This window comes from Enterococcus moraviensis ATCC BAA-383 (genome assembly GCF_000407445.1).
Lineage (GTDB): Bacteria > Bacillota > Bacilli > Lactobacillales > Enterococcaceae > Enterococcus_L > Enterococcus_L moraviensis.
The window spans coordinates 75,791-93,667 of sequence record NZ_ASWB01000001.1; the positions used below are offsets into that span (position 1 = coordinate 75,791).

General features: G+C 37.0%; 22 protein-coding genes. All 22 read left to right on the forward strand.

The window, feature by feature from the left end:
* Positions 1-2: 2 nt before the first annotated feature.
* Positions 3-1,520, forward strand: coding sequence for a phage portal protein (locus tag I586_RS00370; protein ID WP_034701632.1), 1,518 nt, complete (start codon positions 3-5; stop codon positions 1,518-1,520).
* Between the two features lie 5 nt (positions 1,521-1,525).
* Positions 1,526-2,467: a minor capsid protein gene (locus I586_RS00375; protein WP_010765167.1), complete on the forward strand. Its 942-nt coding sequence runs from the start codon at positions 1,526-1,528 to the stop codon at positions 2,465-2,467.
* 1 nt (position 2,468) lies between these two features.
* Positions 2,469-2,747 carry a hypothetical protein gene (locus I586_RS00380; protein ID WP_010765166.1) on the forward strand — a complete coding sequence of 93 codons (279 nt, stop codon included), beginning with the start codon at positions 2,469-2,471 and terminating at the stop codon, positions 2,745-2,747.
* A 1-nt stretch (position 2,748) separates the two neighbouring features.
* Positions 2,749-2,961: a Thoeris anti-defense Tad2 family protein gene (locus I586_RS00385; protein WP_010765165.1), complete on the forward strand. Its 213-nt coding sequence runs from the start codon at positions 2,749-2,751 to the stop codon at positions 2,959-2,961.
* A gap of 139 nt (positions 2,962-3,100) precedes the next feature.
* Positions 3,101-3,715 (forward strand): DUF4355 domain-containing protein, encoded by a 615-nt coding sequence (locus tag I586_RS00390; protein WP_010765164.1) that lies wholly within the window; start codon positions 3,101-3,103, stop codon positions 3,713-3,715.
* A 12-nt stretch (positions 3,716-3,727) separates the two neighbouring features.
* A complete protein-coding gene (locus I586_RS00395) occupies positions 3,728-4,663 on the forward strand; it encodes a phage major capsid protein (RefSeq protein WP_010765163.1) in 936 nt (311 codons plus the stop codon).
* A 10-nt stretch (positions 4,664-4,673) separates the two neighbouring features.
* A complete protein-coding gene (locus tag I586_RS00400) occupies positions 4,674-4,928 on the forward strand; it encodes a hypothetical protein (RefSeq protein ID WP_010765162.1) in 255 nt (84 codons plus the stop codon).
* Positions 4,929-4,938: 10 nt separating this feature from the next.
* A complete protein-coding gene (locus I586_RS00405; protein WP_010765161.1) occupies positions 4,939-5,286 on the forward strand; it encodes a phage head-tail connector protein in 348 nt (115 codons plus the stop codon).
* Positions 5,283-5,600: a hypothetical protein gene (locus I586_RS00410; RefSeq protein WP_010765160.1), complete on the forward strand. Its 318-nt coding sequence runs from the start codon at positions 5,283-5,285 to the stop codon at positions 5,598-5,600. The genes I586_RS00405 and I586_RS00410 overlap by 4 nt, the downstream gene beginning before the upstream one ends.
* Positions 5,593-5,973 (forward strand): HK97-gp10 family putative phage morphogenesis protein, encoded by a 381-nt coding sequence (locus tag I586_RS00415; protein WP_010765159.1) that lies wholly within the window; start codon positions 5,593-5,595, stop codon positions 5,971-5,973. Before I586_RS00410 ends, I586_RS00415 begins: the two co-directional genes overlap by 8 nt.
* Positions 5,973-6,362 (forward strand): hypothetical protein, encoded by a 390-nt coding sequence (locus tag I586_RS00420; protein ID WP_010765158.1) that lies wholly within the window; start codon positions 5,973-5,975, stop codon positions 6,360-6,362. The genes I586_RS00415 and I586_RS00420 overlap by 1 nt, the downstream gene beginning before the upstream one ends.
* 17 nt (positions 6,363-6,379) lie before the next feature.
* Positions 6,380-6,898: a phage major tail protein, TP901-1 family gene (locus I586_RS00425; RefSeq protein ID WP_010765157.1), complete on the forward strand. Its 519-nt coding sequence runs from the start codon at positions 6,380-6,382 to the stop codon at positions 6,896-6,898.
* Positions 6,899-6,959: 61 nt separating this feature from the next.
* Positions 6,960-7,319, forward strand: a complete 360-nt coding sequence (locus I586_RS00430) for a tail assembly chaperone (protein WP_010765156.1) — start codon at positions 6,960-6,962, stop codon at positions 7,317-7,319.
* An 80-nt stretch (positions 7,320-7,399) separates the two neighbouring features.
* Entirely contained in the window at positions 7,400-7,657 is a 258-nt protein-coding gene (locus I586_RS00435; protein ID WP_071868114.1) for a hypothetical protein, read from the forward strand.
* A 17-nt stretch (positions 7,658-7,674) separates the two neighbouring features.
* Positions 7,675-10,998: a tape measure protein gene (locus I586_RS00440; RefSeq protein WP_010765154.1), complete on the forward strand. Its 3,324-nt coding sequence runs from the start codon at positions 7,675-7,677 to the stop codon at positions 10,996-10,998.
* Positions 10,999-11,928, forward strand: a complete 930-nt coding sequence (locus tag I586_RS00445; RefSeq protein WP_010765153.1) for a distal tail protein Dit — start codon at positions 10,999-11,001, stop codon at positions 11,926-11,928.
* An 11-nt stretch (positions 11,929-11,939) separates the two neighbouring features.
* Positions 11,940-13,916 carry a phage tail protein gene (locus I586_RS00450; protein ID WP_010765152.1) on the forward strand — a complete coding sequence of 659 codons (1,977 nt, stop codon included), beginning with the start codon at positions 11,940-11,942 and terminating at the stop codon, positions 13,914-13,916.
* Positions 13,916-14,083, forward strand: coding sequence for a hypothetical protein (locus I586_RS00455; RefSeq protein ID WP_010765151.1), 168 nt, complete (start codon positions 13,916-13,918; stop codon positions 14,081-14,083). Before I586_RS00450 ends, I586_RS00455 begins: the two co-directional genes overlap by 1 nt.
* Positions 14,084-14,095: 12 nt before the next feature.
* Entirely contained in the window at positions 14,096-16,495 is a 2,400-nt protein-coding gene (locus tag I586_RS00460) for a glycerophosphodiester phosphodiesterase family protein (RefSeq protein ID WP_010765150.1), read from the forward strand.
* Positions 16,496-16,541: 46 nt separating this feature from the next.
* A complete protein-coding gene (locus tag I586_RS00465; RefSeq protein ID WP_010765149.1) occupies positions 16,542-16,829 on the forward strand; it encodes a hypothetical protein in 288 nt (95 codons plus the stop codon).
* A 4-nt stretch (positions 16,830-16,833) separates the two neighbouring features.
* Complete coding sequence (locus I586_RS00470) at positions 16,834-17,058, forward strand: phage holin (RefSeq protein WP_010765148.1); 225 nt, start codon at positions 16,834-16,836, stop codon at positions 17,056-17,058.
* Positions 17,045-17,806, forward strand: coding sequence for a peptidoglycan amidohydrolase family protein (locus I586_RS00475; RefSeq protein WP_010765147.1), 762 nt, complete (start codon positions 17,045-17,047; stop codon positions 17,804-17,806). Before I586_RS00470 ends, I586_RS00475 begins: the two co-directional genes overlap by 14 nt.
* Positions 17,807-17,877 lie beyond the last annotated feature (71 nt).

A 17,877-nucleotide genomic window follows, 5' to 3' on the forward strand; every position in this document is an offset into this window, starting at 1 on the left:
AGATCTTAAAAGTAAACGAGTTTGAACATGCTTCAGACGTTCGATATTCTAGTGATGTGACTGTGAATTACGTTAGTTTTGGTGTAGAATCGAATATTCATTACAGATACAGCTCAGCTAAAGAACTTCTGGAAAACCCTGATATTTTGGCAAAGATGATTTATCATCACTATGAGCATCAAGTTCCTCGTTTGCATGTATTGGATGAATACTACAAGGCAAAAAATACGAATATCATTAAAAATCGTAGACGAAAAGAACCAGAGAAAGCTGATCATCGTTCAGCTCACAACTTTGGCAAAGTTCTTGCCACATTTGATGTAGGTTATAACACTGGGAACCCAATCAAGGTACAAATTAAACCTAAAAAGAGACAGACAGTCATTGATGATTTTAATCTGGATAATGACATTGATGGTTTGAATGGTGAACTTTGGTTAGATATGGATAAATATGGGCGTGCTTATGAAGTGATCTATCGTGATGAAGATGACGTTGACTATGTTGATCTATGCAATGTCTTTGAGACGTTTGTTATTTATGATACATCGGTGAAGCGTAGACCGATCGCAGCTGTTCGATATCCTAAAACTAAGTTTACAGTAGATGCTGATAAACAATACATCCAGCCTGTAATTTATACTGAAGATAAGATCATAACTTATGAAGAAACTATTCTCTCTGCAATCCAACTTAAAAATCCTGATGAAGCAGCTCATGATTATAAAGAAGTTCAGATTACTGAATTTTCTCCGAATCGTTTCAGAATGGGCTTGTATGAAGATGTTCTTTCATTAATAGATTTATATGATGCTGGTCAATCAGATACGGCAAACTACATGACGGATCTCAATGATGCTTTGCTGGTTATTAGCGGTGACATTGACGCAGCTGGTATGACATCCGAAGATGCTGCCAAACAAAAAGAAGCCAATATGCTTTTGCTTGAATCAGGTACAGATATCAACGGCAATAAAACATCGATTAACGCAGGATATATTTATAAGCAATATGATGTTAATGGGGTTGAAGCGTATAAAGAAAGAGTTAGAAAAGGGATCCATGAAATTTCTATGGTTCCGGATTTGACAGATACGAACTTTTCCGGCGTTCAGTCCGGTGAAGCTATGAAATATAAGATGTTTGGATTTAACCAAATGACGGCAGTGAAGCAGAGACTATTCAAAAAAAGTCTTGTGCGACGCTATCGTCTTTTATTTAACCTAAAATCTAGTGTTTCTGAGATTGATAACTCCGATTTAAAGGGGTTACGGATTGTATTTACTCCAAATCTACCAAAAGCAATTCTTGAAGAGTTAAAAACATTGGTTGATTCTGGTGCTGAACTTAGTCAAGAAACTATTTTAGGTCTAGCTTCATTTATTGATGATGTTCAAGCCGAAATGGATCGGGTAAAGAAAGAATCTGAAACAACTCCAAGGACTGATCAAGAAAAAGCACAGTTAAAAAAAGAACAGGCAGAATTTTTAGCCAAACAGGGTCAACCGAAGGAGGACTGATCTAAATGTCCTATTTAAAAGATCGGGAAGATGCTTGGATTAAAGAACAAATCAAACTCGATAAAGTCCGTGAAAAGGAAATAATGAAACAACTGCAGCATGCTATTGATTCTATTCAAACCGAAATAGATGCAAACTGGGATAGATTTTCTAATGGTCAACAGATCACGATCAGTGAAGCTCGAAAGCGTGCAGCTAAAATGGACGTGGAACGATTCCAGCGTAAAGCGAAAGAATATGTTGAGAACAAAGATTTTAGTCCACAAGCAAACAAAGAGCTTAAAATCTACAATCTTGTTATGAGAGTTTCACGTTTAGAACTGGTCAAGGCTCAAATTGGACTGGAATTAGTTACTCTATTTGATGGCTTGGATAAATGGGGATATAGTCAACTGTCATCTGCTGCCAAAGCAGAATATCTTCGTCAAGCTGGTATCTTGGGTAGTACTTTGGATAAAGACTATGCAAAAAAGGTTTCTTCTATCGTAAATGCTTCTTTTAAGTCCAGAGAATATGCTTCGTTTAGCGATAACATCTGGCAAAATTTCACTGAGATGAAAGCTGATTTAGAAAAATTGCTGACAAAAGCAATTACTCAAGGTAAAAATCCTAAAACTGTCGCTAGTGAACTTGCAAAGTTCCTAAAGCCTAATCAAGAAAACATCCGTTACAAACTCAATCGATTAATGATCACTGAAATGACGGCGATCCAAACTGACATTCAAAAGCAAAGCTATTTGGATGCTGAAATAGAAGATTATGATTATATCGCTGAGCCTTCTGCTTGTGAGATATGCAAGAATGTTGCGAAAGGTGGTCCTTATAAGGTAGCCAAAATGCAAAAAGGTGTAAATGCTCCATATATGCACGCTCACTGTCATTGCTCAACAGCACCACGCATCAATCGTGAGTCTCTTGAAAAAGCATTAAAGAAACGAGGATTATAAAATGACTAAAGAAAAATATGTATGTAATAAATGCGGCAAGCATACTCCGTTTGTTCAAGAAGTAGAAAATTTGCCAGATGGTGTGGAACGTCATTACGCTGAATGCCAGTCATGTGGTTATCAGTCAACAATATTCTATATCGATTCTGAGATTAAATCTCTAATGTACCAGCAAAAGAACACTGCTTTTGGAACGAAAAAGAAAGAAAGGTTAACGAAACAGATTAAAGGACTTATGGGACATCTGAAACAAAAAATAGAATTAGAAGGAGAGAAATAAAATGAATTTTGGACGAGCTTTTGAAAAGGTAAAAGAAGGTAAAGGAATGAGATTACCTAAATGGAGTAGTGATGTTGTAATTAGAGCGCAGTTCCCAGATAAGCACAGTAAAATGACAGCACCGTATTTGTTTGTGGAAAGTCGATATGGTTGTGTTCCTTGGAAAGAAACTAACATTGAGCTATTTAGTAATGATTGGGAAGTTGTGGAATAAATTTTAAAGTCTAGTTAATCACTAGGCTTTTTATTATGCCTTTTCTTGCTGAAGGCGTTAAAGAACAGCTTGTTTCGGCTGACTAGCGTAACTAGTCAAATTTATCGGGTAGCGGCGTAACCGTGGAGGAGAAATGATCATGAAAAAACGTTTATTAATGCCATTACATTTACAATTCTTTGCTGATCCAGATGGAGGTAGCGGTGAACCAGGAGGAACAGGAACTCCGCCGGCAGGTGATCCCAATCCGAATGATCCAGCGAATCCTGATGATCCAAACGGAGCTGGTAATGGCGACAAAACATTTACTCGTGATGAAGTAGCAAAAATGATTGCTGCTGAGACCAGTAAGAAGCAAAAAGCTTGGGAAAAAGAGCAACAAGAGAAGCAGGCCGAAGCTGCAAAGCTGGCTAAGATGAACGCTCAGGAAAAGTCTGAACATGAAAAGAAACAATTAGAAGCGAAAATTGCAGAATTGGAACGTGGTCAGACTTTAGCAGCTATGACAACAGAAGCATCTAAAATGCTGTCAGAAGCTAGTTTGCCACATGACGATGATTTACTCAGCTTGATTGTTTCAGATGATGCAGAAGCTACTAAGGGAGCTGTCGCGATCATTACAAACTTTGTATCTAAGATCAAAAAAGAAAATGCTCGGCAACAAACTCCAGCTGCTGGCGGTCAGTTCGATACAAACGGAAATAAAAAGATGTCGACCGCTGAGTTAGCAAAACAAACACGAATTATAAAATAGGAGGATTCACACATGAAAAAGAACTTAATGAAGATGGACTTACAAACTTTTGCAGTACCAAAATTTACACCTGATCACGCTAAATTGTATGAACAAATGGATGGAACAATTCCTGATAAGTACAATGAATTGATCTTAAAAGAAGTTATGGAAAACTCTAAAATGATGCAGCTTGCAAAATATGAAGAAATGGACGGAAAAGAAAAAGAGTTCCAATATTTTGCTGAAGGACCAGGAGCTTACTGGGTAGGTGAGGCAGAAAAGATCAAGACATCTACTGCTAAATGGTTAACAGTAAAAATGGTAGCGAAAAAAGCGGGTGTCATTGTTTTAGCTTCTCGCGAATATTTACAATATGAACGTTCAACATTCTTTGATGAAATGCGACCAAAAATTGCAGAAGCTATTTATAAGAAGATTGATGCTGCAACTATCCTGAATCAAGAAAATCCATTTCCACAATCGATCGATCAATCTGCGGTTGCGGCGGGACATGTTCTTGAAGATGATTTGACTTATGACACTGTTATTGAATTGCAAGATCTTTTAGAAGAAGAAGACTTTGAACCAAATGCTTTCATTTCTACACGAAAAAATCGTAAAACATTGCGTGAAGCTTCTAAGGTGATTGGAAATCAAACAGAATTAATTTATGATCGGAATAACAATACGCTTGATGGCTTACCAGTTGTCGATCTAAAAGCACAGGAAAAAGGAACATTATATACTGGCGACTTTGATCATATGTTTTATGGTATTCCGTATAACTTGTCTTATAAAATCTCTGAAGAAGCGCAACTTTCAACAATTGTTGATGAAAATGGAGATCCAATCAACCTGTTCGAGCGTGAAATGATGGCTATGCGTGTAACAATGGATATTGGTTTCATGTTAGTAAAAGATGGTGCATTCGCAAAAATCAAAACTAAAGAAATTCCAGAAGGGTAGGTAAATAAAGATGAAAGTAACTGTAAATCAAGTCTTTCGTGATATTCATACTAAGGATGTCTATGAAGTTGGCCAAATTATTGAAATGACTGATGAGCGATATGATGAGATTATTGAAAATTTAGGTGAGGGCTTTATTCAAGTTGTTGAAGAAGGATTTCCTAAAATGATCAAACGTGGTCATTATGAATTATCTAACGGTGAACAAATTGAAGCGAATAAACAAGAAGCTGTTCAAGCAGAAGCAGCGCTTTCGGCTAAGTAGGTGACTATTTATGGCAGATGAAACTAATTCAATTGCTACAGATGTCAAGACGTTGTTAGAAGGTAAAGTTGACGATAAACTCGCAGTAATCGAACGCAGGACGAAAGAACGGCTGCGTTCTTTACTTGGGGATCCGGAAAGTATTCCCTCGCAATTTGAATATATTTCTTATGAGGTAACTCTTAAACGATTCAATAGAATCGGTAATGAAGGGATGCAGTCGTATTCTCAAGAAGGTTTGTCTATGGCGTTTCCTGACTCTGACTTTTCAGAATACCAAGACACAATCGACGAATATCGCCGGAAAGATGAGGAAGCCTTTTACAAACCTAAAAAAGGAGTGTTCCGATTCAAATGAGATACGATAAATCAATTGTGTTCGTAGCGGAATCATCTGAATCTCATTATGATGCAGATCTTGGTGAGTGGGTAGAATCTGAACCGAAGCGAACAGATACCACTGCAAATGTCACAGATTTGGGAACTGATCGATCGGTTGCCATCTTTGGAACAATTAATGAAGGGGCTAAGGTCATCCGGACACAGCCTCTTTTTTCTGTTCCAAAATGGGATTATATCGAATATCGAGGTAAAACCTATCAATTGGTAACAGAACGAGTTCCCCAAGAGCGTCACAGTTTAATTGTTCAGGAAGTGATCAAAGATGGGTAAGGGATCATTTAAAATTAACGGACTTGCTGGTCTTTCAAAGAAACTTAAAAAGAATGCTACTTTGGATGATGTGAAAACTATTGTGAAAACAAATACTGCTGAATTAACTGAGGGAATGCAGAACGAAGCTCAAGTGCTGTTAACTGGACACTGGGAAGGTAAGAAATTTGTAAAACCAACTGGAACAACTAAGCGTAGTATTACGATGCAAATATCAAACAATGGTTTTTCTGGTCATACTGGACCCAAAACAGAATACGCTCCATATTTGATCCGTGGTACCAGGTACATGGTTAAACGAGATTTCTTCTTTCCGCCACTTCGAAAACAAAAACAGAAATTTAAATCTGATTTAGAAAGGTTGATGCAATAGTGATCAAAACACGTGACCAATCAATCTTTGATGCAATATTTAAAAAGTCAAACGAGTTGGGTTATCAGACTTATGACTATAAGCCTATGGATGATGTGCCATATCCGTTTGTGGAGTTCGAAGATACCCTAACAAAACATCAACCTAATAAAACGGATATCAAAGGTTCGGTTGTTTTAGTCCTATCTATTTGGGGCTTACAGAAAAAAAGAAAGCAGGTGTCTGATATGGCATCTGCTATTTTTAATGAAGCTTTGCAAATGGATCGCACTGATGGATATGTGTGGGCTTTAAATATCGTTAACAGCGGAATAAATATCATTGACGACACATCGACAAATACACCGCTCAAACGAGCAATTATTACACTTGAATTTAGAATTTTATAGAAAGAAGGAAATTAATTATGAAACAAGCAGCAAAAGGCATTGACATTATTTTGCTATTTAGATTGTTAAAAGAATCAACAAAAGAAGCAGCATGGAAACTGGCTTTTCAAACTGAACATGAAAATACAAAATCAAAAGATAGCGATTCTACACCAACAAAAGATGGCCCAATTCGTACTCCAGGAGCATTAGAAATTGATTTTTCAGCTACTTCTATTTTGTCTATCAATGATCCGTATGTAGATAAATTAGAAACCGCCTTGGATGATGACGAAATTATTGAAATTTGGGAAATCAACAAAGCTGAAAAAGGAACTGGAGAAGATGCTGAAAAATACAAGGCAACTTATTATCAGGGCTACGTTACTTCTTTTGGTAAAAATCCAAGTGCTGAAGATTCAGTTGAATTATCTCTTGAGTTTGGTATCAACGGAAAAGGTGCTAAAGGATTCGCCACCTTAAACGAGGAACAAGAGGAAGTTGTTCAATATGTATTTAAAGACACAATCAAAGAAGAAACTGTTCCAGAAGGTTAAATAAATAATTTGCGAGGAGGCTAGTATTTGCTAGTCTTCTTTTATTTTAGGAGGAAAAATTATGCAAATTGAAATTAATAAAAAGAAATATACATGTAAGTTTGGCGTGAAGTTCGTCAGAGAGTTAGACAAAAAATTTGCTGTAGTCCAAGATGGCGTGATTTTTGGTTTATCACTAAGTACCAAATTACCTGAACTAGCTAGTGGAAATGCTGCAACACTATCTGAGTTTTTATATGCTGCAACAATTACTGAATCACCACGCCCAAGCCAAGATGAAATTGATGATTTTGTAGATAGTGCAGAAGATATTGAATCCGTTTTTGATGATGTTTTGAAAGAACTAGAAGAAAGCAATGCGGGGAAGTTAGCGGTCAGAGAACTCAAGAAGAATCTAGCGAATCAGATGGAAAACAATTAAGTTCCGCAGAAACATATGAGCGCATTTTAATTAACGCATTTCGCTTTCTTGGAATGGTCAATATAAATGAAGTTGAAAGTATGACCCCATATGAATATGAATTGCGAATGTTTGCTTGCCAATTAAGGCGTTTAGATCAGGAATTTAATGCTCATATGCAAGCTTGGACCACTCGACAAATCAAAGCAACTAAAGGTAAGAGACAGGAACCTTATTACAAAGATTTTAAACAATTTTTTGACTACGAAAAGAGAGAAAAAGAACTTCTAGGATTGTCTCTAATTGATGAACGAATTGACGATACCACCATAGACCTTTTGAGAAACGTAAATAAATGAGGAAAGGAGGAACATAAATGGAAACTTATTCAGTCGAAGCGATATTGGCTGCTACCGATAAAAGCTTTTCAAGAACCATGAATGATGCTGAAAAATCAATGGTTGGTATCGGAAAACAATCTGGTGAATTAGGTGATCAGCTTTCATCTAGTACAAAAAAAGGCGGAGAACTTACTAAATCAATTATAGGAACAGCCGCTGGAGTTGGGGCAGTTAAATTAGTTTCAACTGCAATGGGAATGGTTAAAGATTCAGTATCGGGTGCAATCAGTCGTTTTGACACACTAAATAAATATCCTGTAGTTATGAAATCACTTGGTTATTCTACAGAAGATGTTGATAAATCAATGACTAAATTGGGTGATGGAATTGATGGTTTACCTACATCACTCGATGAAATTGTTTCTAGTACTCAACAATTGTCGATTGCAACGGGTAGTTTAAGAACGGGGACTGATACAGCAGTAGCTCTAAATAATGCATTTCTAGCTTCAGGAGCATCTACAGCAGATGCTTCACGAGGAATGGAGCAATATATCCAAATGTTAGGTAAAGGCGAAGTAGACATGCAATCATGGCGCTCATTACAAGAAACAATGCCAGTTGCTATGGATAAGGTTGCTAAATCGTTTAAAGATCAAGGTGTTACTTCTGTAAATGAGTTGTATGATGCCCTAAAAGATGGTGACATTACTTTTAAAGAATTTAATGGTCGTTTGGTGGAATTGAATGAAGGTGTTGGAGGTTTTGCTGACTTGGCTAGAAAAAACTCTGAAGGGGTAGCCACGTCTTGGCAAAACATCAAGACAGCTACAGTTAAAGGTGTTACTACAGTCATCCAAGCCTTTAATGACATGATCAAGGCTGTGACTGGAAAATCCATAGCGGAAAATCTTAATAGTTTAAAAAGCATAGTCAATAGTACGTTTAATGCGATTAAGGTAGTAATTCAAGGATCTACGCCGATTGTCAAAATATTTGCCACCGCTCTTAGTGGAGTTATTTCTGTTGCAAAACCTTTGGAACCAGTACTTATGGGATTGGCGGCTTCATTTGCTGCTCTTAAAGTAATCCAAGGAATTAATACACTGATTGCTACTACAGATAAACTTTTTATTGCTGCTGGGCTTTCTGGCAAAACTTTAACCATTGTAACTAAAGGTCAAGCTTTGGCTCAAGCTGCTGGAACGGCAGCAACTAAAGCTGATATTTTAGCTAGAGCAGCACAAAATGGACAAATAACAATTGGAACTGCCTTGATCGGTATAATGACAGGAGGCATCCAGCTTTCTACAGTTGCTACTACATTGATGACCGCAGCGACAACAGCTTTTGGTGTTGCTATGAAAGTGTTAATGGGACCAATAGGTTGGGTTATAGGCGCAGTCGGGGTTCTGACGACAGCTGGAGTTGCGCTCTGGAAGTGGCTAAACAAAGAATCTGAGGCCTCGAAAAAACTAAATGCTGAACAAGAAAAGCTTGCAGGATCGACCAAAACGCTGACTGATGCTGTTGATCAAAATTCCAATTCTAGGAAAGATAGCTTGCAAGACATTTCTAGTAATGCTAGTGCATATAAAAAATTAGGTGATACAGTTACTGATTTAGCCAGCAAAGAGAAGTTATCGAAGGTTGAAAAGAAACTGATGAAATCTAATGTTGAAGAATTAAATAAATCAGTTACAGGTTTAAATTTGGCATACGATGAGGAATCAAATAAGCTATCAATGTCTACTGAACAAATGCAAGCTAGAATTGCCGCCCTTCAACAACAAGAAACAGCTAATACTTCTCAACAAGCATTGACTGACATTCTGAAAGAACAAGCAGATGTTGAATCGAAATTGAAAGAATCTTCCACTTTGAGGCAAGAATGGAATGATAAATTAGAATCTGGTTCAGTAAGAGCCAAGGAACATAGAGAAGCAATCAAAGGATTAGACGAGCAAGAAAAGACACTTAAATCAACTCAAACTGAACTTCAGGAAGAATATAAAAATACCCAAAGTGTGTTAGAAAATTCTTTGAATTCTGTAGCTCAAGCGACGGAAGCTGGAGTATTTAAGCAAGTTATTTCATATCAATCTCTAAGTGATTCTCAAAAAACTGCAGTGGATAATATGAAGACTAAGTGGCAAGAGTATTCAGATGCAGCTACTAATATGTTTGATACTCTGACAGATAAACAAACTATGTCTGTTCAACAAATGCAGACGAATATGGAAGAGAATCAACGTGTTATTGGTACCTGGGCTGATAATATCGCTTCTTTAGCTGATCGAGGTCTTGATGAAGGTTTGCTAAACAAATTGAGAGAGGCTGGTCCAGAATCAGCAGGCTATGTTGCGGCATTGGTAACAGCTTCTGATGAAGAATTATCCAAGATGAGTGAGACTTTCCGAAATGGTGGAGAAGTTGCAACGAATTCATTTAAAACAGCATTTAAAACAGGAGATATTCCAGCAGAAGTTACTGCTATGGTAACTTCGACGAAAGACACTTTAGCCACTCAGATTCAAATGGCGAACTTCGGAGAACTTGGCAAAAATGTTGCACAAGGAGCTGCTAAAGGTATTACTGATGGGGCACCTCAAGCTGAACAGGCTAGTAAAGATATGGCGAATGACGTGTCAGAAAAGTTTGCAGGTGAGTTGGGTATTCATTCTCCATCACGAGTCTTTAAAGAATATGGTGGTTTTATTGCAGATGGAGTAGTTGCTGGTGTGAAAGATGGTAGTGGTAAGGTCAAGGCAGCCATCGATTCTTTGGCAAATATATTTTCTGCTAACGGAACGAAGATGGAACAAGAAGCAACTAATATCGCTAATGCGATTCCGAGAGCATTTGATAACTTGGACAACGAAATGCAATCAGTCGGAATCAATATAATGGCAGGACTGGCAAATGGAATCAATCAAGGAGCTGGGGCAGCGCTGTTAGCAGCTCAAAATATTGCTAATCAAATTGTAAGTACGGTAAAAGGTGCGTTAGATATTCATTCACCATCACGTGTTATGAGAGATGAAGTTGGAAAGATGATACCAGCTGGTATAGCAGTTGGTATTCAAAAAAATCTTAGTATAGTAAAAAAGCCCATGGAAAAATTAAACAAAGAACTTGTTTCAACATCATCAATCGTTGATAAGAATCAACCTAAATTAGGAATCAATGATTCTTCTTCCTCTTGGGCTTTCTCTGGAAACATTGCAACGGGAATCACTATTGAGGTACCAGTTAACTTAGATGGTAAACAAATTGCTAAAGTAACAGCAAAACCAATGAGTAAAGAATTAAAACAAATGACTAACAAACAGAATACAGCATTAGGGAGGAGAGGTTAGATGTACGATTTTACTGATACAAATAACAATGGTTCATCTAAAACTATTCTTCCTTCCGAAGCTATGAGCTTTAACGGCGTTTTCTTAGAAAATATCATTCCAGGATATCGAACCTTAAATGTAGTCGGTCGAGAATTAGCTGCTACTGAAATTCAAAGTTATCAACTGGGGATTCGTGACGGTATGAGGCAAGTTTATTCTCGTATTCCTGAACGAGAGTTAATCGTCAAATATAAAATAGACGCTCCGACAAATGAAGATTTTCGTGATCGATTTAATCGTTTGAACGTTGCACTATTCAGTGAAAAAGATGTAGAGATCTGGTTTAATGATGAACCTGAAATGTTATGGAGTGGTAGTAAATCGGATGTTGATAATGTTCCAGAAGGTGTCAACCATGCTGTGGGAACTTTTACAGTATCTCTAAGTGATCCTTATAAATATACTCGATCTGATGCAACCAGTGTTACTTGGGGCTCTAAAGTAATCACCTTTCAATCCAATTATTTGATGGGAAATACAGGTTCCGGTGCTGCCAACATGCCAATATTAATTGAGGGCGGTGCTTATTGGGGATCAACAATGATTACTTTCCAGAACCGATCATACTTAATGGGGGATGATGGGAAAGAATCAAAACCTATTGAGATTTATCCGACCGTTGAAGGTTTGAAAGTTAAACCAGAGATATTTCTGAAAGGAACTGGTCGAGGTGTATGGATTAAAACAAGGAATGACACAATCGATTTAGGAGATTTTGACAATGCTGAAATTCTCATCGATACTCAAAAGTTCTATATTACTAAAAATGGTCAACCAATGATCCGACCAATGAACGACTTTTATATTTACCCAAATGAGCCACTTTACATTCAAGCTAAGGATAGTGATTTTGCATTAACAATTCGTTATCCAAATAGATTCTTATAGGGGGTGATAGCTTGTTAATGGCAATGAACCTCAAACGTGATTATACTGCGATTTTGGAAAATGCTCATAATGTCAGTTATGAAAAAATTGAGAACCAGATCGGAAACATAGAATTTACGATGCCCTTAGATGATCCGAAAAATTCATTTTTACAGGAAATGCTTTGGGTTGAGCTTACAGATAATGAAAATGAATATATCGGATTGTATCGGGTAATGCTCTCTACAATACGTAAAGATGCTGGAAACAACACAATTACTTATACTGCAGCTCATGCTTTAAGCACACTTTTAGATAGTGTGCTTTTTGGTTATCATGAGTTAGTCAATCGTAAAACGGTTGATGTGATCAATTATATCCTTAATAAGCAAACCACTAAAAATTGGGTGTTAAAAAAATGCGATTTCACTCGATATTTCAGTTATGCTTGGGAGAATGAAAACGGGCTTGCGGATGCACTATTTTCTATTCCAGCAGCCTTTGATGAAGACTATGTTTGGGAATGGAATACTCAAGTCTATCCTTTTGAATTATCTTTAGTGAGACCTCAAACAGAAGTTGTTGCTCGGATACAAGAAGGGTATAACATGCAGGGGTTTGAGATCGAACGAGATCCTAATAATCTAGTCAATCGTATTTATCCGTTAGGAGCTGGTGAAGGAATTAATCAAGTAAACATCAAGTCTGTAAATAATAATTTGACTTATGTTGAAGATAAAAAAGCTATAGAAAAATATGGACTAGTTGAGTATGTATGGGTAGATCAACGTTTTACTATCCCTCAGGCATTGAAAGACAATGCGGTCAGTATGCTTAAAAAATGGTCAATTCCTAAAATAAGTTGGTCCATTACTGCAGCAGATTTAACCAAGCTTACGGATGATCCTCTGATCATTGATAAACTTCGTAAGGGCGGAGTTGCTATGATTAATACGAATGATTATGGCAGCATAAATTTAAGAATAAAACGAGAAGCGAAACGAGATGTATTTGGAGCACCACAGGATCTTGATCTTGATTTGGGTAACCTGAAAGATGATATTTCAACGACCATGTCTGATCTTGGCAGGAAACAAGAAATCAACGAAACATATTCTCAAGGCGCGACAAATATTCTAAATTATAGCTACCAAGATAATTGTGAAGCAGCTTATCCAGCTAATATTGAATTTTATCTTGATGATGATGTATTTCATGTGAATACAGTTGAATTGACGTTCAAAACTAAACGTTATCGAGGATACACTAAAGCTGTCAAAGGTGGAGGTGCAAGAGTACAGTCAACATCTTCTGGAGGTGCTTCTACGCAAACAAGTTCTTCTGGTGGTGGTTATTCATCAGGATCCACAACAGCTGGCGGTGGTGGAAGTAGCCAAACTAGTAGTGTAAATGGTCAAAGTACACAGACTAGCAGTGCTGGTGGTAATCATAACCACAAAACTTTTAGATACGGATTTGATGTAAATGATCCAGATCAATTGGGTTTAAAAAGAAGATTATATTGGGGAGAAAATGAAACTAATGGTGTAATGCTATGGACTATCCAGCCTAGAGATATAACTACGGCATCTACTAGTGGGAATCATTCCCATTCTGTTTCAACTCCAGCGCATTCTCATAGTGTAAATATTCCAAACCACTCTCACAGTTTTAGTGTAAACATTCCAAATCATACACACAATGTCAATATTCCAAGTCACACTCATCAAGTTAATTTGCCTGATCATACACATCCTCTTGAGTGGGGTATTTACGAGGCTTCAGATAGTGCAAGTAAGGTAGATATTATAGTAGATGGTACAACTATTCCTTTACACGAGACAAGTCAGAACAGACTTGATCTTGTTAAATATTTACGAAAAACTAGCACTGGAAAAATTGCTAGAGGTAACCATACAATCCAAATAAAACCTAACAAACTTGCACGTATTGAAGCGCAAGTTATTTGTCGTGTTTTCATTCAATCTCAATTAGGAGGACAATTCTAATGAATATTAAAGTAAAAAAAATAAATGGTGAAGAATTTTCAGCAAAAGTAACTAAAAATCTACAAGAAATTTTCGAAGAGCTAGCTGATATATCAGGTAGTAACTTCATTTTACTTGGTGATCATATCGAACAAAAAATAACGATTGAATCGATCGTAGAAGAATAGAGGTGATAATAAATGGCAGTTGAAAAAATTTTAGAAACTGACACGCTCAATCAGGGTCGTGTAAAAATTAATGCCATTATGGATCAGTCAAATTCATCTGTTGAGACTGTAAATGGTTATAAATCGGAACTCACTGAAGGAATTAAGCAAGCAAAGGAAATCGCTAGAACTGCAGGTGATGAAGCTAAAGAAATTGCTGAAGAAGCAGGGGAATTAGCCAATCAGAAAGCAGATCAGGCTATTGCTGATTCTAAGACTGCTGTTGATACAGCGAATCGAGCTGTTAGTACAGCTAACCAAAATAAACAAGAATTTGATGCGTTAAGAAATGAGTTCGGGGATTTAGTTGCAGAATCAGGTGATAGTAACCCAGAAATCGTTCAAGCAAGAACTGATACGGAAGGGATTAAGCAATCCACGTTACAAGCACGTTTAACAAGTGACTTTAACAGTCGATTAACTACTACTGATGCAATGAAAATGTTCTCTGGCTCTGTTAATACTCCCAAAATGATGGATTTTAAAGGTAAAACAGCTGGAAATAAAAAAGGCAATCCACACCAAGCTTTTTCTGATTATACGGCAAATACGCTCAAGAAACCATCAGCAAACTGGAATGAATTTACACAAGATAATTATAATAAAGTGGTGTCACGTGACGATACAGGAGTTTCAACGGGTTCGTCACAGAGTGGTGTAATTCCACAACAATTCTTTCTATTTGATGTGAAAGCAGCCATTGAATCTATTGCTGAGGATATTTTTGAAGGAATGACAATGGTTCAGGTTGTTAAATATATCAAAGATAATTTTGTATCGATCAAGATCCCAATTCGTGGAAAAGCTTCTTCTCCAGGAAATAAAAATTTGAAAGTAGCGACTTTCTTAGAGTCAGCTGATAGCTATTCGGTTCAGATGCAGAATTCAGCACCAGACTATACTGATTTTGCTACTGAGATCAATGATAGTAACTTTATTGACTCGGAAGGCAAAATCAACGTATTGGTATTTTCTGATAGTTCCAATGGTGTCACACCAGCATCCATTGATGTTGACTATATTGGAGTACAAATCACAATTTCACTAAGTGCATTAGATGTTCTGAATAAAAGTGGTTTTTTGAAGGATGAACAATTGAAAGCTCACGTGGATGACACAAACAACCCACATCAAGTAACTAAAGCGCAAGTCGGTTTAGGAAGTGTCCCGAACTATTCTATTGCATCAAAAGCGGAAGCGGAAAATGCAACTAGTGATAGTAAATTTATGAGCCCATTACAGACAAAAAACTTCCATCAAAAAGCTACTGAAACGGTTAGGCAAAAGTGGAGAGAGGGATTAAATTGGATCGCTCACAGAGGTAACAATACGGAATACCCAGAAAATTCTATACCAGCTTATAAAAATGCTAATCGTCACTGGGGAATTGAAACAGATATTCAAGTTACTTCTGACGGACAATGGGTAGTTATGCACGATGATACAGTTGATCGCACTACAAACGGTACTGGGACAGTTAAATCTATGACTTTAGCACAATTTAGAGCACTGAGAATTGATACAGGTGCAAATTTGAATACTTTATCTGATGCAGAAAAAGTACCACCTACTTTTGAAGAATTTCTTGGTATCTGTCGAAATAAGTGTAAGGTTCCAGTTATAGAAATAAAAACAGATTCTTACACAATTGCCAATTACGACTTATTAAAAGAAATACTAACGAAGTATGGGTATAATGAAACAAATTGCGTAATCATCTCTTTCGATTATGGTGTTTTGACAAATATTAGACAGATGTATCCTAATATGGAGCTTCATATGGTCTCTAGTACCATCACTCAAAGCGTAATTGATCAGGCAGTAGCTTTAGGATATCCAGCAACACTTGGTGTAAACTATAGCAATGCAGGTGTTACAGCTGATTTAGTCGATCAATTACATGCATTGGGCTTAAAAATTAATGTTTGGACAGTTCCTGATTCAAAATTTGAGGATATGAAAAAGCTTAAAGTAGATTACATATCTACAAATAGTTTATCAGGAAATTTAAAATATCAAAATCTCACATTAAAAAATGGATTTACAGTTTATTCTGATAATGGAATGATAAAAAATGCATATGTAGAAGAATTAGAAGGTGGGGTTGCACACGTATGTTTTACTGTTGAAAATGGGGAAAATGGGGGTAATGCAATTATTGCAGATCTTCCAGATTGGGCTGTTCCGATGGAACGCCAATACGGTCAATGTACTGTAAGAACCTCAGCAGCTAATGGGAATTTAAATTTAGGCACATTTGGTGTAAATGGAAAAAATTCAACAGGTGCTGCACCTAAAGGTACAATATCAGTCGGCCTTAACTGGAATAATAGAACGTCATGGGCTGCTGGTTCAGCAACATATAAAATTTAAAGAAGTCCTTTCGTGGGCTTCTTTTTTTTCGAAAGAAGGTGAACGAATGACAATTGAAGAGTTGGGGCTATTGGCCGGTGCTATTATGTCCATTGCAGGTTTAATAGCCTTTTTCGCAAAGCCAGTACTTAATAGTTCAAAAGAATTGAACAAGACTATCACTGAATTAAATTTAACTTTAAATCTATTATCTAAAGATTTAGAAGCAAGTAAGGAAGATCGAAAAGAGATTCATGAGCAACTAAAACGGCAAGATGAGCGCCTTGATTCTCATGAATTGAAATTAGCGGAGCATGGTCAACAAATTAAAACATTATTTGTAAAGGAGAAATGAATTAATGAAATTCTCAAATGAAACATACAACGTTATTAAATGGTTTGTATCCGTAGTTTTGCCAGCTTGTGGTGTATTAGTCGGTTCTCTAGGCAAAGCCTATAATTGGGATGGTACTGATTTAGCAGTAACAACGATAGCGGCAGTCACAACTTTCTTAGGTTCTGTGATGCTTTATAGCACAGCGCAGTACAATAAAAATGGAGATGATGATGATGGCCAACATTAATGGGATGCTTGATTGGATGAGACAGCGTTTAGGCGTAGTTCGATATAGCATGACTAATCGTTTAGGACCTAGTAGCTATGATTGTTCTAGTGCTGTTTATAACGCTTTGATTGCTGGTGGATTTTTAAAAGCCGGAAGTATGGGGAATACAGAAACCTTGTTTAACGACCTAGAAAATAGTGGATGGGAGCAAGTAAAACCAATTAATGGCAATTATCCAGCTAAGAAAGGTGATATCTTTATTTGGGGTAAACGAGGTTTTACATTAGGAGCAGCTGGTCATACAGGTATTTTTATTGATGACAACGACAACATCATCCATTGTAATTTTGGCTTTGATGGGATATCTATCAACGATCATGACTATATTTGGATGTATAATGGACAACCTGAAATCACTATCTACCGCTATACTGGAAAAAGTAATGGTGGTACTGATCCTAAACCGAGTACTCCAAAACCTATTGATCCAGTACCGCAAGATCCTACCAAGCGTGTACAGATGTTGGGAACATTTTATCCTGATAGAAAGCTTGCGGTCAGTGCTGATACGAACCCAGATGATGTGAAAAGTTCAGCATTGGATTACTACACTAAAGGAATGGCGATTAGATATGATAGTTATGTTATGTCTAATGGTTACGCATGGATCAGCTATATTGGCGCTTCAGGAAATCGCCGATATGTTGCAGTTGGCCCTGATGATGGACGTATTGACACAACATGGGGTAGAGGGTTCTTTAATTAAAAAAAATAGCCTTCCACAATTGGAAGGCTTAATCATCTAATAGCAATTGTAATAAAACGAATCGAAATAAT